Source organism: Candidatus Zixiibacteriota bacterium, assembly GCA_034439475.1.
Taxonomy (GTDB): Bacteria; Zixibacteria; MSB-5A5; order GN15; family FEB-12; genus JAWXAN01.
On the sequence record JAWXAN010000060.1, the window covers coordinates 21,371 to 45,326 of the forward strand.

A 23,956-nucleotide genomic window follows, 5' to 3' on the forward strand; every position below is an offset into this window, starting at 1 on the left:
TATACCTATTTCAAAAACAATTCGTGGAGACACGAACGATAGTTAGATGGACGAGGATAGCCAGATATATGACACAAGGTAGCGAGGGGCAGTGTCAATGGTCATTTCCATTATATCCATTACAAATTCATCCATCGGACTACTGATTATCGATTTGCGCCCGCTGCATTGTTCCGCTAAAGTCGACATAGACTGATTTCCATTCGCTGTAAACATCGAGTGCGGCAGTCGAGGCCTCTCGGTGACCGTTGCCGGTATCCTTAATACCGCCAAACGGCAGATGCGTCTCGGCTCCAATGGTCGGCGCATTGATATAGAAAATACCGGTCTGTATATCACGCATTGCCTGATAAGCGCGGTTGACATCTTTTGTGTAAAGCGACCCGGATAAACCATAGACCGTATCATTGGCCAACGTCATCCCCTCGTCGAAATTGAGGAATGTGGCAACACTCAGCACCGGCCCAAAAATCTCCTCTTTCCAAATCCTCATTGATCTATCGACATCACCAAAAATAGTCGGCTGGACAAAGTAGCCTTTGTCATAATTACCACCGATCAAACGCTGCCCGCCGGTAAGAACCTTTGCGCCTTCGTTCTTGCCGATCTCGATATATTTCAGAACCGTTTCCATTTGTCCTTTGTTTATACATGGGCCCATTTGTGAAGACTCTTCCAGCCCATTGCCGACTTTTAGTCCCGATGCCCGTACTACTAATTTTTCCAGAAATTGCTTGGCAATCTTCTCATGTAACAGCAGTCTGCTGGTCGCTGTGCATCGCTGCCCCGTTGTGCCAAACGCTCCCCAGAGCGCGCCGTCGAGAGCCAATTCCATATCGGCATCATCCATTACGATCTGGGCATTTTTGCCACCCATTTCAAGACAGGTATGTTTGAACTTGGGCGCGCAGGCCATTGATACCTTTTGCCCGACAGCAGTCGAACCGGTGAACGAAACGACTTTGACCCGGTCATCGACTATGAACGAATCCCCAAGCGCGCTTCCGGATCCAGTCACCATATTCACCACACCGGGCGGGATCCCTTCTTCGAGACAGGCTTGGATGAGATTCACCACCGACATTGGGGTATCCGAAGCCGGCTTGATCACAAGTGTATTACCGCAGATAAGCGCTGGCATCATTTTCCATGAAGGAATGGCCATCGGGAAATTCCATGGAGTAATCAGTGAGCAAACGCCAATCGGCTGGCGGATAGTCATATTGAATTTGTTTTGCAGTTCTGAGGGTGTCGTCATGCCATACAGTCGGCGACCTTCGCCAGCCATATAGTAGGTCATGTCGATCGCTTCCTGAACATCGCCTCGTGTCTCTGGGAGCACTTTCCCCATTTCGCGGGTCATATCGTTTGAAAACTTCTCCTTGTTTGCCCAGAGCCGGGCGGCGACTCGATAGATCATCTCCCCCCTTTTGGGGGCTGGAATAAGTCTCCATGAGCGATAGGCATCGCTTGCGGCATTTATGGCCGAAGCTACATCATCCGGTGTAGATGACTGGAAAAGACCGATAATGTCATCGGTGTTGGCCGGATTCCGGTTCTCGAAAGTTTCGCCAGACTTTGAGGCAACCCATTCGCCATTTATGAAATTTTTGTATGTAGTTGCCTTATTCATAGTGCTCTGAACTTTCCGGATGCTGCATTCAGTTTATCGCTTCATTTTTGGGTCGTGAAATTATTCACACCGCTCCAATTAAGCCTATAATATAGAGTGGGACTGCTTTCATTGTCAATCTGTTTTGGGTGACTACCAAATCGACCAAAAGTATTCCTTTGTCTGTACATGATCCAAAGGATTACAGCCTGTCCCTAAAGAATGGATTAGTGACCACAAAGCCGGCGACGGGAATATGGCATGCCCGCGCAAATGTAGAAGAAGTAGAGAAAGGGCGCTTTCAGAGATTGTTTTTAACGAAATAGTATTTCCAACGTATATTAATTAAGAGAAAGAGATACCAGATATGTTAGCAGTACTTCTCACTTCATGGCTCCTGATGCCGATTGCACCGTTGAATCCAGTCGAGCAGGACACGCTTGCATCGGTCAATTTTCATATCACAGCCGGAATGAGCGGTACTAACGGAATCCTAACTGAGGGTCCCGAACTTTCCACCAAATACGAACTGCTTTTGGGACATCCTTATGTTATCCGCGCGGCTGCGGAGTACAAACTGGGCGAAGCCATTTCCCCCTTATATCCCAGAGGCAAGCTACAAACGATTACCTTTGCCTTCGAAGGCCTCTATTACCGCGGTACAACCGAACTCCTGGCCTACCTTGGCGGTGGTTTGATTTATGCCATTCATCACTTCTCACCCCGCGCCTCGACCTCTGATTCACTTTTTTCTACAGAACAAGTTACAGACATCGATGTCGGCCAGAAAGCTGGCTATCGCCTCGTGTTTGGATTGCGCTATCTCGCAAGATACTCCATTGAAATGCGAATCACTGAACTGCATCCGAGTTTTATTAAATCCTTCCGTCCTGATGAAAATTCGCTTGGCACACGGTCGACCGAAGTCCGCGCCAGCAGTATAGCGCTTTCTTTCGGCTACCTGATTCCAATACGAAGACGGTAGACATACTTGTCAGTCAGCGGCGGTATACCGTTGCAAGAATTCAGTCCTGAACGCAGCGAACCGATTTACCTCTATTGCGCCGCGAATTCCACGCATAAGATTTTGAAAAAAGTAGGTCGAGTGGTACGACGAGAGTACCATCGCTGTAATCTCGGACTGATTGAAAAGATGCCGCAAATACGCCCGGCTATATCGTTTGCAGACTTTGCAGTCGCAGTCTAAATCCAAAGGACGTTCATCGGCGGCAAACTCGGCGTTTCTATATACCAACGGCCCCTGTGACGTAAACACGCATCCGGTTCGCGCATTACGAGTTGGTAAAACGCAGTCAAACATATCAATCCCATACGAAACAGCCATGAGAATATCCTCGGGATAGCCGACACCCATTAGATAACGCGGTTTGTCTTTCGGCAAATACTGAATTGTGTGCGCGAGCATCTCTTCCATCTCCCCTTTTGATTCACCTACCGATAGACCGCCGACAGCATATCCCGGCAGGTCGAGCGCGACTATTTCTTCCGCTGATTGAGTACGCAAATCAGCAAAGACTGAGCCTTGGACAATGCCGAATAGATTCTGACGCGATTCGTGGTGGTAGTTTTGTTTGCGATGTTCTATTGCCCGCTTGGTCCATTGAGTTGTACGCACCGCGCCAGCCAAAGCCGCCTCGTGATCACACGGGTATGGGACGCACTGGTCAAATGCCATTATTATATCCGCGCCGAGTGCCCGTTGAATATCCATCACTTTTTCCGGTGTAAAGAGATGCCGCGAGCCGTCATGATGAGATTGAAACTCGACCCCGTCATCGGTAATTTTCGAGATATGACGCAAAGAAAATACCTGGTACCCCCCGCTGTCTGTCAGAGTTGGTTTGTGCCAGGAATTAAATTTCGCCAAACCGCCTAATTTTTGAATCAAATCTGCGCCGGGCCGCAAATAGAGATGATACGTGTTGCCCAAAATAATCTCCGCGCCGCATTCCTCAAGGTCAAGGCAGGTCAGCGCTTTGACGGCCGATGTCGTCCCGACTGGCATGAAGGCCGGAGTCTGGAATGTTCCATGTTCTGTTCGCATTTCTCCACGACGGGCAGATTGGTCTGTACTTTTTGGAAAATAGATTTGAGTCATGCAGAAGGTATATACACGAGAATAGAGATAAGCCTACGTCAATATCCTATCGAGGGCTGATTTGACTCCCCGCACACCAATCAATTCAATCGATGTTTCAGTTATTTGCTCGACGTTGCTCTGCGGGAGCACCACCGATGTAAAGCCGAGCTTTGCGGCCTCGGCAACACGCTTCTCGATAAGCGTCACAGCGCGAACCTCGCCGCTCAGTCCGACTTCGCCAACGACCAGCATCTTCGGATCGATGGTTTTATTGGTTAGCGATGACGCAATCGACGTCATCACGGCAAGATCGAGCGATGGCTCGGAAATACGAAGTCCTCCCGCGACTGAAACGAAGACATCGTTAGTGGCCATCGGATAGCCGCATCGCTTGTCCAGAATCGCCAGAAGGAGCGCGAGTTTTTTGTTATCTATGCCGCCAGCGACACGCTGGGGATTTCCGTAATTTGCCGGTGTGACCAAAGCCTGCACTTCAACCATAAGCGGTCGGTTTCCTTCGCAGATTCCGGTCACAACGGCCCCAGTACGAGGGCGGCTCATATCGCCTGAGAGAAAGAACGAAGACGGGTTGCTCACTTCAACCAACCCGCCCCCCTGCATTTGGAAAAGTCCAATCTCGGAAACCGAGCCGAAGCGGTTTTTTGTGGCGCGGAGTATTCTGTATAAATGTGTCTGGTCACCTTCAAAATAAATGACAGTGTCGACCATATGCTCCAGTACCTTCGGCCCCGCAACCAATCCCTCCTTGGTTACATGCCCCACCAGGAAAAGAGAAAAACCGGTCGATTTGGCCAGCATGATGAGCTGATTGGCTGCCTCTCGTACCTGGGCTACCGTCCCGGGCGGAGAATCAAATTGCCCGCTTGAGATGGTTTGGATGGAGTCTATCAAAACAACACCAAATGATTTTTCAGAAAGAACTCCGGTTATTTCTTCAAGCGAAGTAGCATTCAGAACGGTAATATCAGTTCCGGATATATTCAATCGGTTGGCGCGAAGTCTAATCTGCGGCAGTGATTCTTCGCCTGTGACATAGAGGACAGAAATTCCTGCCCGGGCATAGCCATCAGCGGATTGAAGCAGCAAGGTCGATTTACCTATCCCCGGATCCCCCCCGAGCAGAATTGTCATCCCGGGCAAGAGTTGTCCCCCAAGCACTCTGTCAAACTCTGCAATGCCTGATAAATAACCTGATTGCGGGTCGAAGGATATTTCCGAGAGCAGTTGCGTTTCCCGAGCGACAACCGCTCCGGCTTTGCGTTTGACCGGCACGCGCTCTTCTATGAGGCTGTTCCATGCGGCGCACTCACGGCATTGCCCTTGCCATTTGGAATGCTCCGCTCCACACTGCGAGCAGAAGTAGGCGATCTTTACTTTTTTGCCAACAATCATCATCGCACCTGTATTGGTCCATCGGAACGGCCGTAGACGAATTGTTTGAGAGCCGGGTTGTCGGTATTCCTGACTTCTTGCGGCGAGCCATCGAACTCAATTTTCCCCTGGTAGAGAAACACAATTCTATCGGCGATTTTGAGGGCTGATTTCATGTCATGGGTCACGGCTATCGAGGTAACCTTCAATTTTGTATTCACGTCAACAATCATATCATTAATCACTTCGGCTGTTATCGGATCAAGTCCCGTGGTCGGTTCATCATAGAGCAGGACTTCCGGCTCGGAGGCTATCGCTCGTGCCAATCCAATCCGTTTGCACATTCCGCCCGACAACTCAGACGGAAACTTTGTTCCAGTGTCAGCCAACCCGACCATTTCCAATTTTTCATGGACAATGAGCTTTATAGCCGCCTCAGAGTGCTTGCCTGATTCCCTAAGTCCAAGCCCGACATTTCGCTCGACACTCATGGAATCAAAGAGCGCCGATGATTGAAAGAGCATGCCAAAACGTTGTCTATATGCAACCAGATCGGGACCCTTTAACGTTTCAATGTCTACGCCGTCAAAAAGAATTCGTCCACTGTCGGGCGACATCAGCCTGATTAAATTTTTCAACAGTACCGATTTCCCGGTTCCGGATTGGCCGATAATGACAATCGACTCCCCCTTCTTGATCGTCAAATCGACTCCATCCAATACCGTATTGGCGCCAAAGCGTTTGGACACATTTTCTATCTGAATATAACGGTTGTGGCTTTCCTGTATATCACTTGTCATTGCAATCTCTCTGTTTGTCCTACAATCGAAAGAGGAGTACGGCGAAAACAAAGTTCATAACGAGAATCATTACCGATGAAAGAACGACAGACGTCGTTGTTGCATGGCCGACCCCCTCGGCGCCGCCACGAGCTTTCATCCCCTCGTAACAGCCAACTATTCCGATGACCAATCCAAAAACAACCGCTTTGATCATGCCGTTAGTGAAGTCGGTAAACTGGAATGAACTCCGAAATCCGTTGAGAAACGTATCGCCCGAAATATCCACTCCGACCACCGCCACAACCAACCCGCCGAATATCGCTATCACGTTTGCGAACAAAACCAAAAGTGGAACCATAATAACGCATGCAATAACTCTCGGCATCACTAAATAACGGTTTGGGTCGATTCCCATAGCATCAAGAGCGTCGATCTGTTCAGTAACTCGCATTGTCCCGAGTTCAGCGGCAATGCCCGCACCCACGCGTCCGGCTATGACCAAAGCCGTCAGCACCGGAGCGAGTTCTATAACCACTGCTTTCCCCACCGCCTGACCCAGAAGCCTCAGAGGTGCGCCAATAAATTGGAATTGGTAGGCCGCCTGCCAGGCCGCAACTGCGCCGACAAAAATCGCGATAACGATTACAAGGGGAATCGACCTGACCCCGATTGAGTGCAATTGCTCAAAAATCTCGCTTTGGGACTGAAAAATATGGCGTGTGGATGTTACCACACGGGCGAAAAGTATCGACATTCCGCCGACGCGATTGACGCCATCGATACATCGCCGGCCGATCCCCAGCAGGATATGGTCCATTGCCATGTTTTAGAACGGGGAATCTGGTTCGATTCGATCCACCCCGGGAGGCAGTTCTCGACGCGAGGTATCAAGATTTTCAAACCGGGTATATTCCTTGATAAAGCTCAAGTGCGCGGTTTCAGTCGGGCCATTGCGCTGTTTGGCCACTATAATCTCAGCTTTGCCTTCAATTTCACGGTATTTCGGATCATTGCGATCCATGTGTGACATGTAGTATTCCTCGCGATAAACAAAAATAACGACATCGGCATCCTGTTCAATGGCTCCCGATTCACGCAAATCAGATAACTGTGGACGTTTATTCGTTCCGCGCTGTTCGACCATGCGTGAAAGCTGTGAAATTGCGATAACCGGAACCTGGATTTCTTTGGCCAATGCTTTCATGCTTCTGGTAATTAGGGCAATTTCCTGCTGGCGGTTTTCCTGCCTGCCAGAGGCATGCATAAGTTGAATGTAATCAACAATAAACAGACCGATATTATGCTGCGCTTTGAGCCTCCGGGCCTTCGCGCGCATTTCAAGCGAAGACAACCCGGCTGAATCATCGATAAAGATTGGCGCGGCAGCCAGCACTCCCCCTTTGTGGGCCAGATTGCGATGTTCGGACTCGCTAATTTTATGCGAGCGAACTTTTTTCTGATTAATGCGTGCCCGGCCACAAAGCATACGGAGGACGAGTTGTTCGCGCGACATTTCTATCGAAAATATGCCAACACCTTTTTTCTGGTCGACCGCAACATGCTCAGCAATATTCATCGCGAGCGCTGTTTTGCCCATCGAGGGTCTCCCCGCAATAATCACCAGATCCCCGGCATGGAGCCCTTCGGTAATGGCATCCAGTTGCGTATACCCTGTACTCACACCGCCAATGATGGTGCCGTCGGCTGGCGGGTTATCTATCCGCTCGAAAATAGCATTGAATGGGCTTTCAATATGAACAAAACCCTGACGCTGTCTGCTTTCTGAAATTTGAAAGATATTGGCTTCGGCTGCATCGAGCAGGTCGTCGGCCGGACGCTCCATCGAATAGCAGCTTTTGACGATTTCATTTGAAGTTTGGATCAGTCTCCGGAGTACGGATTTCTCAAGCACAATACTGGCGTAATGCGCAACATTTGCAGTCGATGCTATCTGCTCGACCAGCTCGACCAAATAGACACGTCCGCCTATTTTCTCAAGCATCCCCTGGTTGAGCAGTTCGTTTGCGACAGTAGTTATATCACACGGCTCTGAATTATTGTTAAGGTTCAGCACCGCCCTGAATATCGTTTTGTGCTTGGGCGAGTAGAAATAGTTCTCCGTGTCGATAACTTCAAGAACATGATTTATCGCCTCGCTGTCTTTTAGAATCGAACCAAGAACAGCCTGCTCGGCATCGATCGACTGCGGCGGCAGGAGCGGATCATGGATTTTGTCAGTCGAAACAGAAAAGCTCATGTCTAATTCAAGCGGAAATCTTAAATCGTATCGTAACGGGCTTTCAACATCTGCATGTCGGCCCAAGTCTCTTTCTTATAAGCGGGAAATCGTAACAATGCCGCCGGATGATATGTGACAATCAATGGAACGCCGTGATAGTCATGCCATGTACTTCGTAACTTACCCAGCGGCGTATTCGTATGTAACAATGTCTGTCCGGCTATTCTGCCAAGGGCAAGAATCAGTTTTGGCTTGATAAGGCGTATCTGCTCGTGCAGATATGGCAGACATGATTTGACTTCGTCTGGCTGCGGATCACGATTGCCTGGGGGCCGGCTTTTGAGAATATTTGTTATGTAGACCTCGTCACGGGACAACTCAACCGCGGCCAGAATCTTATCCAGCAACTGTCCGGCCCGACCGACAAATGGCTTACCAGTGCGATCTTCTTCCGCGCCCGGGGCTTCGCCGATTATCAGAAGTCTTGCGTTGGGATTGCCCGAACCATAGACAAGTTTATTTCTTGTTGTCCAGAGCGGACAGAGCTGGCATTCGTCTATCGCGTTAAAATGCTGCTCAAGGGATTTGTAGACCGAATCCTGGGTCAATGGAGTAGAGGGCGCTGCCGCAGTTGTGGACATTTTTTGAGGAGATATTAGAGTGAGAGTTTTGGCGGGAGTTGTTTTTGATCGAAGCTCCACACCAAATACTTCCGACATGCTCACTTTTTTGCCCGATGGGGCCACACGCCGACTCAGAGGAAAGACCGAGTCGAGCATCTGCTGTCGTCCAATAACAACCTCGCTCACACCCATCTCCATCTGGTGTGTTAATGCCGATCTCAGCATTTCAAACGAACTATTAGATTTTTGACTCACTGGAACCCTCCCTCTCTCGATTATGTCTCGCATGCGGCGGCTCTCGCTGTAATCTACAGCAAACCGGCAACTACTTCAAGTAGTTTAATGGCGGCCTCGGTCTTTGTCATGAGGGGCCATTCATTGGTTTTACCATTCTGAGAGATGAGAGTCAATTTATTTGTGTGTACATCGAAACCCGCACCACTATCCGCCAGAGAATTAAGCACAATAAGGTCAAGTTGCTTGTTCTTGAGTTTAGCTCTTGCATTCTCTAAACCGTTCTCCGTTTCGAGCGCGAAGCCAATGAGACGCTGTGATTTACGTTTATCTTTGGAGAGTGATGCGAGTATGTCAGTGGCTGGGTCAAGTTCCAGCACCGAAGGCTTGTTTGTCTTTTTTATCTTTTGCGGGGAGATTGATGCCGGTATAAAATCCGCCGGCGCAGCCGCCATTATCAGGCAGTCGACTTCGCTAAACCTGCTCTTTATTGCCTCGTACATTTGCTGGGTAGATTCAATTCGGATGTGTTCGACATTTCGCGGAACCTCAAGATTCGTCGGGCCCGAAACCAGAATAGTGCGGGCATTGAGCTCCGCCGATGCGGCGGCAATCGCATACCCCATCCTTCCTGATGACCTATTTGAGATGAATCGAACCGGGTCTATCGCCTCGCGCGTTGGTCCGGCGGTCACCAAAATTGTCTTCCCAGTCAGCGCTTTTTTTTTTGCGCCGCTGTCGAAAAAGTTCTCGATGGCGCGAAAGATAACTTCAGGCTCAGCCATTCGGCCAACGCCGACAGAATCGCAGGCCATCTCCCCTTCTTCTGGATCGATAATATGAAAGCCGAGTTGTTTGAGGTATCCGAGATTACGCTGTGTGGTCGGATTTAGCCACATTTGCGGATTCATCGCCGGTGCAATCATAGTCGGGCGGGAGGTGGCGCACATCACTGTTGTCACGAAATCATCAGAGATTCCGGCAAATATTTTTCCCATAAAGTTGGCAGTGGCCGGAGCGATAACAATCAAGTCCGGCCATTCGGCCACATCGATATGCCGTGTAGAAACAAACTCTCCCTCAGGCCACAATCCGGTAATGACCGGGCGGTTTGAGACAGTTTCAAGAGTGAGCGGTGTGATGAATTTGCAGGCCGAGTCGGTCATCATCACGACAACTTCGGCCTTTTCTTTTGTAAGCAGGCGGACGAGATTGGGAACTTTGTAGCTGGCGATTCCACCGGTCAGGCCGACCATGATTTTTTTGCCCGCAAGGGACATGCTAATTTACTCTGGCCGATGAACCGCTGCTGAGCGGATCATCGAGATCACTGTCGCCGTCGTCAGAACTGAATTCATCGAATACTACACCCGATGCAAGCCACTTCATCTGATCGAGCGTGACCGGACGGGTGCCATAGACAAATGCTTTGTCGAGGATCATCTCGAACTGCAGAGGATCGATGATCCCGAAATTCATAAGATTTAGGAGAAAACCATGGGCTTCAATATCAACCTGTAAGCGTTCCTGCGCGGAGAGGATTCGCTGTGAGCTTTGCAAACGTGAGAATCCATCAAACAGGTTGCTGCCAGCAGACAACCTATCCGTGAACCAGCCGTATGCCCGCGTTATTTCGTCGTTGGTAAATCCAAGATCAAGTAAATCAGGCGAAATGTCGCTCAAATTTGCGACCTTCCCCTTATTTTCGCGCATACTGTCCATCAGCAAGAAGACTATTTCAAGAATTCGATTATCCATTAACGAATGCTCCTTACAGTAGTATTATCGTCAAGATACTCCCTTATAGCGAAGTAATCAAGATTGAAACTAAAACGGAAATTGGTTTATTTCTGTTCCGGCCAATTTGGCAAAGTGATGGTGATTGGGGCTAAGCTGTTGTAGCCAAAAAGGATAGCCTCGACATCGATAGTTTCTGCCAGCTTATAAAACAAAGCCTTTGGACGAGGAATTTTGAATTCATCGAGTTTCACTTTGAATGAAATACGGGCATTTATCGCTTTTCCACTCGCCGTCGGGTTTCCAGCGGGCATAACAGCGAGTATATCAGCCGAGATTTTTCTTTTGACGCCATGAATGTAGAAAAAACCCTCGGCAATCATTTTGTAGCTTTGATCCGGTTGCCATGTTGTCGGAAGGCTGTCGATTGAGAGAAGTTCAAAATAAGCGTGAGGATATTTGTCGGTATGTAAATGCCTCTCGCACATGTGCCCGTCGCGGGTCTCGATACCGGTTTTGAGTGTGCGAAGGTCCACCTGCAGGATACCGGAGACAGCGCTGTCGGCTCTGGCTGGGTCAAAGGTAAAGCTTCCTGAAATGTCGGCGGTCTTGCCCTCGATAAATTCAAGTTTCGCCGGAGAGCGAAAATACACCGAATCCTTTTTCGCAGAATTGTCGAGGGTGAAGGTCTCGGCCTGCACAGTTGAAAATGTCAGTAGAGCGCAAACTGATATGAAAAAATATATTCGCTTCATACGTTTCCTTTCGGCCTTAATTATCAAACGCGCCTTGATTTATCCAATCCCGAATGAGGGTGAGTTCAGCATTGGAAAGATATGGCCCGCCGAGCGGCATTCTTGTGTAACCAATGGGAGGGTTGCTTGTAGCCACAGTATAAAGCAAACTGCTGTCAGCCTTAGGCGGAGTGCTAACCAATGATCCCCCTCTTCCTCCCTTCGCATTTCTAACATCAGTATATGCAACCGAGCCAAGAGCAAGTCCGCCTTGGGATGATCCGGCTCCATGACACGATGCCGTCGCGCATCTGGTTTGAACGAGAGGTCTGATGCTCGCGGCGAAACTGACCCCGCCGCCATTGTTATTTCCGCCTGGGGGCGCCAAGGGAGACACGCCTTGATCTTCACAGCCGAGATATGAAAGTGAAAGGAGCCACAGAAGTAAGCTCGACCCGATAAAATGCCGCATGGACAACCTCTTAAAATTCCTAATAGCCGAAATAGATTTGCAGAAAGAAATCATCAGTATCCTTTAATGCGCCTTCCATATAACGCGTGAATGAAGGTCTTAGTTGCAGGAACGGGATGGGATATAATTCGAGAGAAAGCCGGATAAACTCCTCTGTGCCGGTTGTGAATGCTCGGTCGGGATCATAAAAATTATATTCGCCCACAAGATAAAGTCCGAATTCGATTCGCGCGTTGAAGGCGGCATAGGCCGCCATCGCTTCGTTTCCCCGGCCAATCAGTTTAAGTTCGCCGCTGGCTGTAAAGCGGCTATAGTTTAATGCACCAAAGACGGCCTTTGCATGGGGGAACGCGCCGTATCCATCCAACTCACGTTCGCTCACTCTCGCCGAAGCGCCAATGAGGTAGCCAAATGGATTGAGAAAACCGGCTTTGAAAGCATGAAAGCCAAAAATCGCCTGTTCATTCGGATTAAACGTCTCGGCGACAACATTCACGCCCTTGATATCAAGTCCCAAAGATAAACCATCGAGATAAAGAGAATGGTAATCGGTACGAAGTCCGAAAGCCGGAGAGAACTGGCCAGCCTTTAAGTAGTGCTTGTCATCGCCGATGTATAGGAGCGCGTAATGTTCAGTGATCCCTCCTCCGGCAATGCGAAGATGGTATAAAAGGTGGTCAAAGGGCTCAACAGTCGCATAGAAGTCATTTTGGATTCTAATAATTCTGCCGCCTTCATCCAGGACAAGATAGCGATTGTCAAATCCGATATAGACACTCTCACTGAGCCTGGGACTTTTGTAGTGCTTCTCCACGTATTTCTTGGTCTGGGGCAGGCAAAGCTCCTGAAAAGCGACCGCATAATTTCCAAATTCGGTCCTCGCCCCCCCCCCATTAGGATTAATATGACAGGATTTGCATGGTATTCCATGCTCTGCCGACAACCGCGGAAGCGAGAGGGCATTGACGCCCATGATGATAATCAACACCGCCGGCAGTGCGAAGAGTTTAGTGCATGATTCCAGATTGTGCTTCTTGTGCGTTCGTGACATACCGTATCCCTTACTTCCTGTGACCAATTGACGATGCGCCGAGTTGTTCTTTCCTTATCGAGATCCACGCCTCATGCCTTAGTAAAGACAGAGGCTGTCGATTTAGCTTTCGTACATAGAGGGCATAGTGTGTAACAAACACAGTGCCGAAGCAATAGTAATCTTGTCAACCGCACAAAAGCGCCGTGACGTCAATGTTTGAAGTGACGAATTGATGTGAAAACCATCGCCGCGCCAGCCTTATCTGCCGCCTCAATTACTGCGTCGTCCCCCTTTGAACCACCCGGTTGAATGATAGCAGTTACACCAGCCTCGAGAGCAACCTCAAGTCCGTCGGGCATAGGGAAAAAAGCATCGGAAGCCAAAACTGCGCCCCTCGCCCGGTCTCCGGCCCTTTTGACCGCCATAAACGAAGAATCCACCCGCGAAGTCTGGCCCATGCCGATTCCGACAGTCGCGCTATTTTTAGCCAGTACAATGGCATTGGATTTGGTCTGCTTTACCACTTTCCAGGCGAATAACAGCGAACGAAGTTCTTCTTCACTCGGCGAGCGTTTCGTCGCAACTTTGAGGGATGACTTGTCCAGTTGATGACAATCCTCGGTTTGGACGAGCAAGCCGCCATGAATCTGTCGGAAGAGCAAACGTGCCTTGTTTGTTGACTGATTTATCTCCGGCAATACCAGAAGACGACGGTTCTTTTTTTTCATAAGCAAAGCGAGCGATTCATCACTGTACGACGGCGCAACAATACATTCAATAAAATCTGTCTCATGGAGCAATTTGGCGCATTCAATATCCACATGACGATTCAGTCCGATTATAGAGCCAAAGGCCGACAACGGATCGCACTCATAGGCGCGCTGATAGGCATCGGCAATGGTGGTTGCTGCGGCCGCTCCGCACGGATTGCCGTGCTTGACAACACAAGCAAACGGCTCCGCGAACTCTTTCAGGAGGTCAAGACAGGCATCGAGATCGCCGTAATTATTATATGAGGGTTCCTTGCCGCTGAGGATCGTTGCATTTACCAAACTCAATCCATCGTTGTCGGCTTCGGCGTAGAGTGCGGCTTGCTGGTGCGGATTTTCGCCATATCTCAGTGTCGATTTGTGCTCAAAGCTGAGTTGAAAGCGCGGTGGCAGTTCTGACAACTTGTGTTTTGGCTCTTTTTGTCGCCCAGCAGGATCTGACGACCGTGAATAGTATGCCGAAATTGAGGCATCATAGGCCGCAGTCTTAGTGAAGGCTTTCAGAGAACAGCGGCGACGAAAGGCAAGTTCTGTCTGACCATTGTTGTCGCGCAATTGCTCGATGAGAGTCGAATAGTCCGATGGGTCCACGATTACCGTCACAAAATCAAAATTTTTTGCAGCAGAACGAATCATCGACGGCCCGCCGATATCAATGTTTTCAATCGCCTCTTCTTCAGTCACATTCGGATTCGCAATTGTCTTTTCAAACGGGTAGAGTGAAACTACAACCAAATCTATTGCCTTGGTGTCAAGCGCTTCAAGTTCGACAACATCTTTTGGAACATCGCGGCGAAACAGGATGCCGCCATGAATTTTGGGGTGCAGTGTTTTGACCCGTCCTTCCAGCACTTCAGGCGAACCGGTAAACGAGGAAACAGCGATGGCATGAATACCGGCTTCGCGAATCGTCCTCAGCGTGCCCCCGGTCGAGAGGATTTCAATGCCGAGCGTGTCAAGTTCACGGGCAAGCTCCACCAGCCCCAATTTGTCGGAAACCGAAATAAGTGCGCGTTTTATTCGTTTTGTCTCAAGCATTAACTTTCTTTCCTGTCAATAATTCCAACGCCCGTTCATATCTCTCGGCCGCCGCCTCGATGACTGCATCAGGAAGAGACGGGCCAGGTGGTTTTTTATTCCAGTCGAGGGTTTCCAGGTAATCGCGAATCGGCTGCTTGTCAAACGACGGCACCGAGCTTCCGACCCGGTAACTTTCGACTGGCCAGAACCGGCTGGAATCTGGTGTGAGCGCTTCATCGATAAGGATAAACTCTCCATTGCGAAAGCCAAACTCGAATTTTGTGTCGGCGATTATTATACCGCGCGAGAGGGCATACTCTGATGCTTTGGTATAAATCGCCAACGATTTTTCTTTGCACAACCCGGCGGTCTTTTCTCCGACAAGCGAGATCATCGTCTCAAAGCTGATATTCTCGTCATGACCGGAATCATTCTTTGACGATGGGCTGAATATCGGTTCGGGAAGTATTTCTGACTCTTGCATCGAAGGTGAGAAAGTAAAACCGTGCACATTATTCTTCCCATGCTTTCTTGCCTCCACGAGTTCTTTCCAGAGCGAGCCGGAGAGATAGCCGCGCACAATACATTCGACATCGACCCGATCGGCTTTGGCAACAATCATGGAACGCCCCTCAAGCTGCCCGCTGTATCTTTTGAGCGGCGCGGGGAAATCATTAATATCCGCGCTGACAACATGATTCGGGACTATATCTCGAAGAAAATCAAACCAGAAGAGCGAAATCTGCGTCAACAGTTTTCCCTTCACCGGTATTCCATTAGGCAGCACAACATCGAATGCCGAGATGCGGTCGGTCGCGACAAAAAGATAAGTCTCACCGAGGTCATAAATATCTCTGACCTTGCCTCTTCGGAAAAGCGGATACTCGCAGATATTAGTGTTTAAGAGAATTTGTCCATGACGAAACTGGTATTGTCCGGTGATAAGCTTCTGAATAACCAATGGATACAGACGATGCTCCTCTGCTTGCACTCGCGCCGCAAGGGTTTCCGGAGTGTCATTTTGCAGAACCGGCACTTTAACCTGCTCCAAGATCATTCCTTTGTCGTACTCTTCATCCACAAGATGAATTGTCGCTCCGGTTTCTTTATCGCCTGAAGCGAGCACGGCCTCGTGTACTTTTCGGCCATACATCCCTTTGCCGCCGTATTTGGGGAGAAGGGCCGGATGAATATTGACGATGCGGCCGGAATATTCGCGAACCACTGCTTTTGGCAATAGTTTCAAGAATCCAGCCAGCGCGATATGACTGATTTTGCTTTCATTGAGCCGCTTCAATAAAAGCTCCGCGATGTCAGCTTCGCTTTGTTGAGTATACTCTATTACACACATTGGGATATATGCCATTTTGGCCCGCTCCAATCCATAGGCATCTGCATTGTTTGAAATCACGAGCGATATCTGGCCGCTTAAACGTCTTTCAGACGATGCATCAATCAATGACTGCAAACCGCTCCCACTTCCCGAAATGAAAACAGCAATGCGAGCGTTCGATGACATATTTGGCATAGGAAAGTTCAACCTTCAAGCATTTTCTTCAGAAGGGTACTAACAACATTTGGATTTGCCCGGCCTCCGGTTGCTTTCATGGTCTGCCCGACAAAAAAACCAAAGAGCGCAGTCTTGCCTGCACGATAGCTGGTGACATTTGCCTGATTCTTATCAAAAATCTCAGTTATAACTTCTTCAAGCAAAGACTCATCCGAAATTTGCTCCAGCACCTTCTTTTGAATTATGGACGCAGGGCTTTTGCCGGAAATGTTCATCTCTTTAAAGACGGTCTTGGCGATTTTACCGGAAATCTTGCCTGACTTTACCAGGGTTAAGAGATCTGCAATTATTTCCGGTTCGATTGTGCAGGTTGCGATATCTTTTTTTTGCTGATTAATCACTCCAAGAAGCTCGGTCTGTATCCAGTTTGAGGCGGCGATACCGTCACCGAAACTCTCCATGACCTTTTCGTAATATTTCGCAAGCGCCCTCGTAGCGGTCAATACCTGCGCGTCGTATTCACGAATACCATATTGCGTGACAAATCGGGTGGCGCGAGCTTTGGGGAGTTCCGGAAGGCTGTCTCTCACCGAGTGTATCCATGAATCAGAAATCACAAGATTCACCAAGTCTGGCTCGGGGAAATAGCGATAGTCATGCGATTCTTCTTTGGTGCGCATCATCTCCGCGGCCTGTTTGGCCTCGTTCCAAAGCAACGTAGCCTGGATGACTTCGCCGCCGCTTTGTATGAGCGCAATCTGACGATTTATCTCATAGGTAATCGCCCGCTCAACACCTTTAAAGGAATTCATATTTTTGACTTCTGTCCGAGTACCGAATTTTTTCTGACCGACCGGACGGACAGAGACATTGGCATCGCATCGCAAATGCCCCTTTTCCATGTCCCCGGAACAGACTTCAAGATACTGCACAAGCTGTCGTAATGTTACAAGGTATGCATAGGCCTCTTCGGGACTTCGGATATCAGCTTCGGTCACGATCTCAATTAGCGGCGCGCCGCATCGGTTGAGATCAACTCTCGAGTAATTTTCGCCGGCTTCGGGATGAAGCAGTTTGCCGGCATCTTCTTCAAGATGGATTCGGATAAGCCGGCAGAGTTTTTCTTCGCCGGAATCCAGTCGATATGGTATCGAACCGCCTTCGCCAATAGGTTTGTCGAACTGGGAAATTTGGTAGCCCTTGGGAAGATCGGGATAGAAATAATTCTTACGGGCGAACACCGAGCGGTTGCTGACCTTTCCGCCGACTGCAAGAATCATCTTCATCGCATACTCGGCGGCCTTCTTATTGAGAACCGGAAGCGACCCCGGCAGGCCGAGACATATGGGACAAGTGTATGTATTCGGGGACGCGCCGTAGGCGGATTTACAGCCGCAGAAGACTTTAGTTTCCGTCAAAAGCTGAGCGTGAACTTCAAGGCCGATTACCGGCTCAAAACCATTATACTCTGCCACGTCTTCTTCCCTGATCAACTTCCTATGTATGTGTGAGCGTCCAAAGTCAGTCCTTGCCTATTTCCGGCTTTATTGAATATCCGCGACTATTTTTGAAACCTGAAACAACGCTGTTTCGTTCATATACCCTGCAATAAACTGAACACCAATCGGTCTCCCATCCCTTGAAACTCCAAACGGTACCGAGATCGCGGGTATTCCAGCAAGGTTGGCTGGTGCGGTGTAGACATCGCTCAGGTACATTGCCAGTGGATCGGAAATCTTTTCGCCGAGTTTGAAGGCCGGAGTTGGCGCTGTCGGCGAAATTATCATATCCACAGTTTTGAAAGCTTCTTCGTATTCCCGTCGCATAAGTTCGCGCACTTTCGAAGCCTTGATATAATAGGCGTCGTAGTAACCCGACGACAGCACGTATGTCCCAAGCATTATTCTCCGTTTCACTTCACGCCCAAATCCTTTTGCGCGAGTGTCGCCATACATTTGCGCTAAGGATTTGTCACGGCTCTCGCGAAGGCCGTATTTGACTCCATCAAACCGCGCAAGATTAGCCGACGCTTCGGCAGATGCCACAATATAATAGATCGGAATCGCCATCTGGGTCATGGGAAGCGAGATTTCGATAAATGAATGGCCTTCTTTTTTAAGAGAGTCAATTGCCCTCTGTACGACATCGCCGACTTCAGGCTCAAGTCCTTTAGCAAAATATTCTTTCGGAATCCCAAACCGAAACTTCTTCTCTGTCTTAAGCGCAGACGCGTAATTAGGATGATCAAAGGCGACCGAGGTCGAATCATTGCTGTCGCGTCCGCAGACCGCCGAATAAACAAGCGCAAGGTCCTCGATTGAATTTGCAAACGGACTTATCTGGTCGGTAGAGGAAGCGAATGCCACAAGTCCGTAACGCGATATACCGCCATACGAAGGCTTCAGGCCATAGACACCGCAAAAAGATGCCGGTTGTCGTACTGACCCGCCCGTCTCGGAACCGAATGCAAGCGGAACAATTCTTTGGGCCACTACCGCCGCTGAGCCGCCCGATGATCCGCCCGGCGCCAAATCATGTCGGACCGGATTTTTGACCGGACCGTAGTAAGAATTCTCATTGGATGATCCCATGGCGAACTCATCCATATTCGTCTTGCCGATTATAACCGCCCCGGCATCGACAAGCCGGGTAACAACCGTCGCATCATAGGGCGGAACATATTTATCGAGAATATGCGAGGCGCAGGTACAGGGATAATCGGTGTATGAAATATTATCTTTGATTGCGATTGGAACCCCCGCGAGGGGCAAATTGGAAGCCTTGCCGGATTTTACGACCTCATCGACCGCCTTTGCTTGCGCGAGCGCCTTCTCTTCACAGAGGGTAATGAAGGCGTTGAGCTCTTTCCCCTCGGTTCCGGCAAGCCGCAAGGCCTCTTTCGCTAAATCGACAGCCCGTAGTTTTCCGGAACGAACCTGCTCGGATATTTCTACGGCCGTTAGATTCTTATAGTCCGACATGCGGGAGAATATAGAACTCAAGGGATAAAGCGCAAGAAGAATAGATAAGTAAGAACTACTATGGTAGAAGAGACGCCTATTTTGTTTCAAGCGATTTGATTAAATCGCGCGCAATAACCAGCCGTTGAATTTCCGAAGTGCCTTCGCCGATTTCGCAGAGTTTGACATCACGCCACATTCTCTCTACAGGATATGGGCCAGTATAAAAGCCAATCCCACCAAGAATGGTCATGGCCGTCGCGCAGGCGCGCGTGCCGACTTCGGAAGCGAACAGTTTACACATAGCCGAATGGCGGCTAAAGGGGACACCAGCATCTTTCATGGCGGCCGTTTCGTAGATCATCAGACGCGCGGCCTCGAGTTCAGTTGCCATATCGGCCAGCTTGTGCGCAATCCCCTGAAAAGTAGCAATCGGTTTCCCGAATTGCATTCGTTCTGCGGCAAATTTGACCGCGCAATCAAAGGCCCCCTGTCCGAGACCAAGCGCCATTGCGCCAATGCTGATACGTCCGCCATCGAGTGTGATCAGCATCTGTTTGAAACCCATACCCACCTCGCCAAGTCGGTTCTCATCCGGAACTTTCATATCTGAAAAATGCAGGAATGCCGTATCCGAACCGCGAAGTCCCAATTTGTTCTCTTTTTTGCCGACAGCATATCCATCCCAGTCTTTCTCGAAGATAAAAGTGGTAATACGTTTGTCGGTCAGATCGCTCGATGTGCGTGCGGTGGCATTGACAGCGAATGCCTGCGGCGCCGAAGTTATCCAGCATTTCGAGCCATTGACCGTCCAACTGTCACCGTTTTTGACCGCCTGTGTGCGTGTGCCGCCGGCATCGGAGCCGGCATCGGGTTCGGTGAGTCCGAACGCAAGCAACTCCCCTTTTGCGGCGCGCGGAAGATACTTTTTTTTCTGCGCCTCTGAGCCAAACCGATAAATCGGAACTGTCCCAAGTGAGTTATGCGCCGCGACAATAATACCAGTAGAACCGCAGACCCGGCAAAGTTCCTCGACTGCAATGCAGTATGAAATGGTATCAATCGGACGTCCCCCGTACGCTTCCGGCACAAGCGCGCCCATGAGACCGAAATCAGTCAGCGGTTTTAGATGTTCGGTCGGGAATCTCTGTTCAAGGTCAAGCGTCAGCGCGAGAGGTTCAATGACATCTTGCGCAAACGCACGGACTCGCTCGCGGTATTCGGTGTGCTTTTTATCCAACACAATTAGTCCCTCAGTATATCGCGGGAAATAACCATCCGTTGAGCCTCTGATGTGCCTTCATAAAGCTCAGTCACACGCGCATCGCGGAAGTATCGCTCCACAGGATATTCTTTGATGTAGCCGTAGCCGCCATGAATCTGCAGGGCTTCGTTCGTTACAAAATTTGCGGACTGGGAGCAAAACAGTTTGGCCATTGAGGCTTCACGCTGAAATGGTTTGTTTTGGTCTTTCAGCAGTGCGGCTCTGTACGCTAAAAGCCGCCCGGCGTCTATTCTCATTGCCATATCGGCAATCTTGAATTGAATCGCCTGGAAATTTGCAATTGGCTGATCAAATTGTTTTCGCTGTTTAGAATATTTGATAGCTTCATCGAGCGCCGCCTGGGAAATACCAGTTGCTTGAAAAGCGACGCCGATCCGTCCTCCGTTGAGAATTTGCATGGCCTGTTTGAAACCGTTTTTGAGCGGCCCGATGAGATTTTCTTTCGGCACTTTAACATCGACAAAGTTTATTTCGCGGGTGTCAGAACTTTTGATTCCAAGCTTCCTCTCAGGCTTTCCGAGCGTTATGCCCGGGGCCGTTCTTTCGACAGCAAACAAAGAGATGCCGCGGTTGCCTTCTTCGGGATGGGTTTTAGCGAACACAACATATACTCCAGCATAGCCGCCATTGGTGACATAGCTCTTGTTGCCATTGATAACGTAATGGTCCCCTTTGTCGACAGCCGATGTTATAAGCGCGCCAGCATCGGTGCCAGAGTGCGGTTCAGTGAGACAATACGCGCCGATCAACTCACCTGTCGCCATTCGCGGCAAATATTTTTTCTTGAGGGCATCGCTTGCGAAGAATTTGAACGCATCAGCCACAAGCGTATTATGCACCGATATCATAATTCCAAAACCAGCCGAAGCCGCGCACAACTCCTCAAGCACGCCCATAAAGGCGGTTGTAGATAGCCCGAGTCCGCCGTATTCTTCGGGAATAGTAAACCCAAAATATCCAAGGTCAGCGCACTCTTTAATCAGATCACGCGGGGTCTCTTCGCTCTCATCCATTTCCATCGCAATCGGATAGATTCGTTTTATCGCTAAATCCCGGGCCATTTCTTTCAGCTCGGCGTCTTCCTGAGTCAAATTAAAATCCATCAGTGCGCTCCTTCTCAGTCATACGAATAGAATCCCCGACCGGATTTTCTTCCTAAATATCCCGCCTGCACCATTTTTCGCAGAAGCGGAGCCGGACGGTATTTCGGATCCCCAAGCCCGGCGTGCATAACCTCCAGAATCGCAAGACAAACATCGAGTCCAATAAAATCGGCCAGAGTCAGTGGTCCCATCGGATGTCCCATGCCAAGCTTCATCACATCATCAATCGCCTGAACTGTCCCGACACCTTCCATGTGAGCGAATATCGCCTCGTTTATCATCGGCAACAGTATCCTGTTTGCAATAAATCCAGGATAATCATTTACCTCAACCGGGGTTTTGCCCAGCTTTAACGCCAAGTCTTGCGTTACCTTGTACGTTTCATCGCTGGTTGCGAGGCCGCGAATTACCTCAACGAGCTTCATTATAGGCACTGGGTTCATAAAGTGCATGCCGATAAACCTGTCCGGACGTTTTGTAGAGGATGCGAGCTGTGTAATCGGTAGCGAGGATGTGTTACTGGCCAAAATTGTACTGTGCGGACAGACAGCATCAAGTTGAGCAAAAATCGATGACTTTACTTTTAGATCTTCAGTTACGGCTTCGATTACAATCTGAGAGCCTGCCGCGGATTTGATATCCGTTGATGTCTTGATTCGACCGAGTGTGGTGTTTTTGTCGGCATCGGTAATAGCCGCTTTCTTGATAAGCCGATCGAGCGAACCTGAAATGTTCGAAACGGCCTTATCCAAAAAATCCTGTTTGATATCAATGAGCGTGACATTATATCCATTTGAGGCAAAAACCTGAGAAATACCATTCCCCATCGTACCGGAGCCGATAATTGAGACGTTTTTAATTTCCATATTTCCTATCTCTGTCATTGCCCGTGAAAATTATACGCGCTCTATTGCCATCACGACAGCGTTCCCACCGCCAAGACACAACGTCGCCATGCCCGTCTTTAGTCCGCGATCTTTAAGCGCATAGATTAATGTAGTCACAATCCGCGATCCCGATGCGCCAATTGGATGCCCGAGAGCTACTGCGCCGCCATGGACATTGACACGCGACCAATCCCATTTAAGTTCGTTTCCATCGGCAAGAACCTGCGCCGCGAAAGCTTCGTTGGCTTCGATAAGGTCCCAGTGGTTTATATTGACATTCATCTTCTTCATAAGCTTCTGTACAGCGAAAATTGGCGCAAAGAAAAGATCTTCTGGCGCTGTTCCCGCAACAGCATAGTCGATGATTTTAGCCAGCGGTTTTAAACCTTTGTCTCGCATATATTTCTCGGAGACCACGACTGTCGCCGAAGAGCCATCGTTGAGACCCGGCGCATTGCCGGCCGTGACAGTTCCTTCCTTATCAAAGGCTGGTTTTAGTTTAGCCAGACCCTGGATGGAAATATCGGCCCGAGGCCCTTCGTCGATATTAAAAATAACCGGATCCCCTTTGCGCTGCGGAACGGCAATATCGAATATTTCTTCTTTGAACTTTCCGCTCTTTTGCGCCTCAAGCGCCTTCTTGTGCGAGTTGTAAGCAAATTCATCCTGCATCTCGCGGGTGAGGTTGGCCTTCTGACGGGTAAGTTCGGCGGCGTTCCCCATATGAAAATTATTGAAGCTATCCCATAGACCGTCGGTAATCATAATGTCATCAAGCTTCTGGTGACCAAAGCGTGTTCCGGTTTTCGCCCCGCGTAAAACATACGGTGTCTGCGACATCGATTCCATTCCGCCCGCAACAACAACGTTCTGGTCTCCAGCGCGAATAGATTGAGCGGCGAGCATTATCGCTTTCAGTCCTGAGCCACAGACTTTATTGATTGTCATGGCCGGGACTTCAGGCGGTACGCCGCCATGAATAGCGGCTTGCCGGGCTGGGGCCTGGCCCGTGCCCCCTTGGATTACATGGCCCATGATTACTTCATCTATATCCTTCGGATTAATCCCCGACCTTTCTAATACCTCTTTAATGGCAAAGGCTCCAAGCTGGGGAGCGGTAAAGCTGCCAATGCCTCCATGCAGCAAACCAATTGCGCTTCGCGTGGCCGCCACTATGTATGCAGCATTTCTCTCAGACATATATTCCTCCGTCAATGTGTATCGCTCTCTCTCCCATGAGCAAGCCGTATATATATGCATGTACAACAGGCAAATCAAGTGAATCGTTTCACAAAATAATAGCGGCGATCTCAGTGTTGTGTTAATTAATCAGACCTAGATCGAAACAAACGATTCGCAATTTTGTACAATCTATAGGCGATCAGTTAGAGCATTCACGCCTTGATTGATACTGCCGAAGCTCTCACACAAGGTATTCATAAGTGGATGAATGCCAAACGGC

General features: G+C 49.4%; 21 protein-coding genes. 1 reads left to right on the forward strand and 20 read right to left on the reverse strand.

Features of this window, described 5'->3' with window-relative positions; translation table 11 throughout:
- Positions 1–139: 139 nt before the first annotated feature.
- Positions 140–1,633 carry an aldehyde dehydrogenase family protein gene (locus tag SGI97_08675; GenBank protein MDZ4723959.1) on the reverse strand — a complete coding sequence of 498 codons (1,494 nt, stop codon included), beginning with the start codon at positions 1,631–1,633 and terminating at the stop codon, positions 140–142.
- A 346-nt stretch (positions 1,634–1,979) separates the two neighbouring features.
- On the opposite strand from SGI97_08675, the gene SGI97_08680 reads away from it, so the two are divergent.
- Entirely contained in the window at positions 1,980–2,597 is a 618-nt protein-coding gene (locus SGI97_08680) for a hypothetical protein (protein MDZ4723960.1), read from the forward strand.
- A gap of 9 nt (positions 2,598–2,606) precedes the next feature.
- Here SGI97_08680 and tgt read toward each other — a convergent pair whose 3' ends face one another.
- The 19 genes from tgt to SGI97_08775 form a co-directional block, all read right to left on the reverse strand.
- Positions 2,607–3,731, reverse strand: coding sequence for a tRNA guanosine(34) transglycosylase Tgt (gene tgt, locus SGI97_08685; GenBank protein ID MDZ4723961.1), 1,125 nt, complete (start codon positions 3,729–3,731; stop codon positions 2,607–2,609).
- Positions 3,732–3,764: 33 nt separating this feature from the next.
- Positions 3,765–5,126 (reverse strand): DNA repair protein RadA, encoded by a 1,362-nt coding sequence (gene radA / locus SGI97_08690; GenBank protein ID MDZ4723962.1) that lies wholly within the window; start codon positions 5,124–5,126, stop codon positions 3,765–3,767.
- Entirely contained in the window at positions 5,126–5,905 is a 780-nt protein-coding gene (locus tag SGI97_08695) for an ABC transporter ATP-binding protein (GenBank protein ID MDZ4723963.1), read from the reverse strand. The genes radA and SGI97_08695 overlap by 1 nt, the downstream gene beginning before the upstream one ends.
- Positions 5,906–5,924: 19 nt before the next feature.
- Positions 5,925–6,710, reverse strand: coding sequence for an ABC transporter permease (locus tag SGI97_08700; GenBank protein ID MDZ4723964.1), 786 nt, complete (start codon positions 6,708–6,710; stop codon positions 5,925–5,927).
- Positions 6,711–6,713: 3 nt separating this feature from the next.
- The gene (dnaB, locus tag SGI97_08705) at positions 6,714–8,144 is read right to left on the reverse strand and encodes a replicative DNA helicase (protein MDZ4723965.1); all 1,431 of its coding nucleotides are present in this window, start codon (positions 8,142–8,144) and stop codon (positions 6,714–6,716) included.
- Positions 8,145–8,164: 20 nt separating this feature from the next.
- Positions 8,165–9,004: a uracil-DNA glycosylase gene (locus SGI97_08710; protein MDZ4723966.1), complete on the reverse strand. Its 840-nt coding sequence runs from the start codon at positions 9,002–9,004 to the stop codon at positions 8,165–8,167.
- Positions 9,005–9,057: 53 nt separating this feature from the next.
- Positions 9,058–10,263 (reverse strand): bifunctional phosphopantothenoylcysteine decarboxylase/phosphopantothenate--cysteine ligase CoaBC, encoded by a 1,206-nt coding sequence (coaBC, locus tag SGI97_08715; protein ID MDZ4723967.1) that lies wholly within the window; start codon positions 10,261–10,263, stop codon positions 9,058–9,060.
- A gap of 1 nt (position 10,264) precedes the next feature.
- Positions 10,265–10,741 (reverse strand): DUF494 family protein, encoded by a 477-nt coding sequence (locus SGI97_08720; GenBank protein ID MDZ4723968.1) that lies wholly within the window; start codon positions 10,739–10,741, stop codon positions 10,265–10,267.
- Positions 10,742–10,827: 86 nt separating this feature from the next.
- Positions 10,828–11,475 carry a YceI family protein gene (locus tag SGI97_08725; protein ID MDZ4723969.1) on the reverse strand — a complete coding sequence of 216 codons (648 nt, stop codon included), beginning with the start codon at positions 11,473–11,475 and terminating at the stop codon, positions 10,828–10,830.
- Positions 11,476–11,491: 16 nt separating this feature from the next.
- Positions 11,492–11,926 (reverse strand): hypothetical protein, encoded by a 435-nt coding sequence (locus SGI97_08730; GenBank protein ID MDZ4723970.1) that lies wholly within the window; start codon positions 11,924–11,926, stop codon positions 11,492–11,494.
- A 19-nt stretch (positions 11,927–11,945) separates the two neighbouring features.
- The gene (locus tag SGI97_08735) at positions 11,946–12,977 is read right to left on the reverse strand and encodes a hypothetical protein (protein MDZ4723971.1); all 1,032 of its coding nucleotides are present in this window, start codon (positions 12,975–12,977) and stop codon (positions 11,946–11,948) included.
- 191 nt (positions 12,978–13,168) lie between these two features.
- Positions 13,169–14,767, reverse strand: a complete 1,599-nt coding sequence (purH, locus tag SGI97_08740) for a bifunctional phosphoribosylaminoimidazolecarboxamide formyltransferase/IMP cyclohydrolase (protein MDZ4723972.1) — start codon at positions 14,765–14,767, stop codon at positions 13,169–13,171.
- The gene (locus SGI97_08745) at positions 14,760–16,277 is read right to left on the reverse strand and encodes a phosphoribosylaminoimidazolesuccinocarboxamide synthase (GenBank protein MDZ4723973.1); all 1,518 of its coding nucleotides are present in this window, start codon (positions 16,275–16,277) and stop codon (positions 14,760–14,762) included. The genes purH and SGI97_08745 overlap by 8 nt, the downstream gene beginning before the upstream one ends.
- An 8-nt stretch (positions 16,278–16,285) precedes the next feature.
- Complete coding sequence (gatB, locus tag SGI97_08750) at positions 16,286–17,734, reverse strand: Asp-tRNA(Asn)/Glu-tRNA(Gln) amidotransferase subunit GatB (protein MDZ4723974.1); 1,449 nt, start codon at positions 17,732–17,734, stop codon at positions 16,286–16,288.
- Positions 17,735–17,803: 69 nt separating this feature from the next.
- Positions 17,804–19,240, reverse strand: a complete 1,437-nt coding sequence (gene gatA, locus SGI97_08755; protein MDZ4723975.1) for an Asp-tRNA(Asn)/Glu-tRNA(Gln) amidotransferase subunit GatA — start codon at positions 19,238–19,240, stop codon at positions 17,804–17,806.
- Between the two features lie 76 nt (positions 19,241–19,316).
- Positions 19,317–20,462: an acyl-CoA dehydrogenase family protein gene (locus SGI97_08760; protein MDZ4723976.1), complete on the reverse strand. Its 1,146-nt coding sequence runs from the start codon at positions 20,460–20,462 to the stop codon at positions 19,317–19,319.
- A gap of 2 nt (positions 20,463–20,464) precedes the next feature.
- Positions 20,465–21,607, reverse strand: a complete 1,143-nt coding sequence (locus SGI97_08765) for an acyl-CoA dehydrogenase family protein (GenBank protein MDZ4723977.1) — start codon at positions 21,605–21,607, stop codon at positions 20,465–20,467.
- A gap of 14 nt (positions 21,608–21,621) precedes the next feature.
- The gene (locus SGI97_08770) at positions 21,622–22,473 is read right to left on the reverse strand and encodes a 3-hydroxybutyryl-CoA dehydrogenase (protein MDZ4723978.1); all 852 of its coding nucleotides are present in this window, start codon (positions 22,471–22,473) and stop codon (positions 21,622–21,624) included.
- 30 nt (positions 22,474–22,503) lie between these two features.
- A complete protein-coding gene (locus SGI97_08775) occupies positions 22,504–23,694 on the reverse strand; it encodes an acetyl-CoA C-acetyltransferase (GenBank protein ID MDZ4723979.1) in 1,191 nt (396 codons plus the stop codon).
- Between the last annotated feature and the right edge of the window lie 262 nt (positions 23,695–23,956).

Bases quoted from the DNA above. Each gene is read 5' to 3' on its own strand.
- SGI97_08770 (MDZ4723978.1), bottom strand. From the start codon at position 22,473: ATGGAAATTAAAAACGTCTCAATTATCGGCTCCGGTACGATGGGGAAT.
- dnaB (MDZ4723965.1), bottom strand. From the start codon at position 8,144: ATGAGCTTTTCTGTTTCGACTGACAAAATCCATGATCCGCTCCTGCCG.
- purH (MDZ4723972.1), bottom strand. From the start codon at position 14,767: ATGCTTGAGACAAAACGAATAAAACGCGCACTTATTTCGGTTTCCGAC.
- SGI97_08720 (MDZ4723968.1), bottom strand. From the start codon at position 10,741: ATGGATAATCGAATTCTTGAAATAGTCTTCTTGCTGATGGACAGTATG.
- SGI97_08745 (MDZ4723973.1), bottom strand. From the start codon at position 16,277: ATGCCAAATATGTCATCGAACGCTCGCATTGCTGTTTTCATTTCGGGA.
- SGI97_08735 (MDZ4723971.1), bottom strand. From the start codon at position 12,977: ATGTCACGAACGCACAAGAAGCACAATCTGGAATCATGCACTAAACTC.
- SGI97_08680 (MDZ4723960.1), top strand. From the start codon at position 1,980: ATGTTAGCAGTACTTCTCACTTCATGGCTCCTGATGCCGATTGCACCG.
- SGI97_08775 (MDZ4723979.1), bottom strand. From the start codon at position 23,694: ATGTCTGAGAGAAATGCTGCATACATAGTGGCGGCCACGCGAAGCGCA.
- SGI97_08765 (MDZ4723977.1), bottom strand. From the start codon at position 21,607: ATGGATTTTAATTTGACTCAGGAAGACGCCGAGCTGAAAGAAATGGCC.
- SGI97_08675 (MDZ4723959.1), bottom strand. From the start codon at position 1,633: ATGAATAAGGCAACTACATACAAAAATTTCATAAATGGCGAATGGGTT.
- radA (MDZ4723962.1), bottom strand. From the start codon at position 5,126: ATGATTGTTGGCAAAAAAGTAAAGATCGCCTACTTCTGCTCGCAGTGT.
- SGI97_08700 (MDZ4723964.1), bottom strand. From the start codon at position 6,710: ATGGCAATGGACCATATCCTGCTGGGGATCGGCCGGCGATGTATCGAT.
- SGI97_08695 (MDZ4723963.1), bottom strand. From the start codon at position 5,905: ATGACAAGTGATATACAGGAAAGCCACAACCGTTATATTCAGATAGAA.
- tgt (MDZ4723961.1), bottom strand. From the start codon at position 3,731: ATGACTCAAATCTATTTTCCAAAAAGTACAGACCAATCTGCCCGTCGT.
- coaBC (MDZ4723967.1), bottom strand. From the start codon at position 10,263: ATGTCCCTTGCGGGCAAAAAAATCATGGTCGGCCTGACCGGTGGAATC.
- SGI97_08730 (MDZ4723970.1), bottom strand. From the start codon at position 11,926: ATGCGGCATTTTATCGGGTCGAGCTTACTTCTGTGGCTCCTTTCACTT.
- SGI97_08725 (MDZ4723969.1), bottom strand. From the start codon at position 11,475: ATGAAGCGAATATATTTTTTCATATCAGTTTGCGCTCTACTGACATTT.
- gatA (MDZ4723975.1), bottom strand. From the start codon at position 19,240: ATGTCGGACTATAAGAATCTAACGGCCGTAGAAATATCCGAGCAGGTT.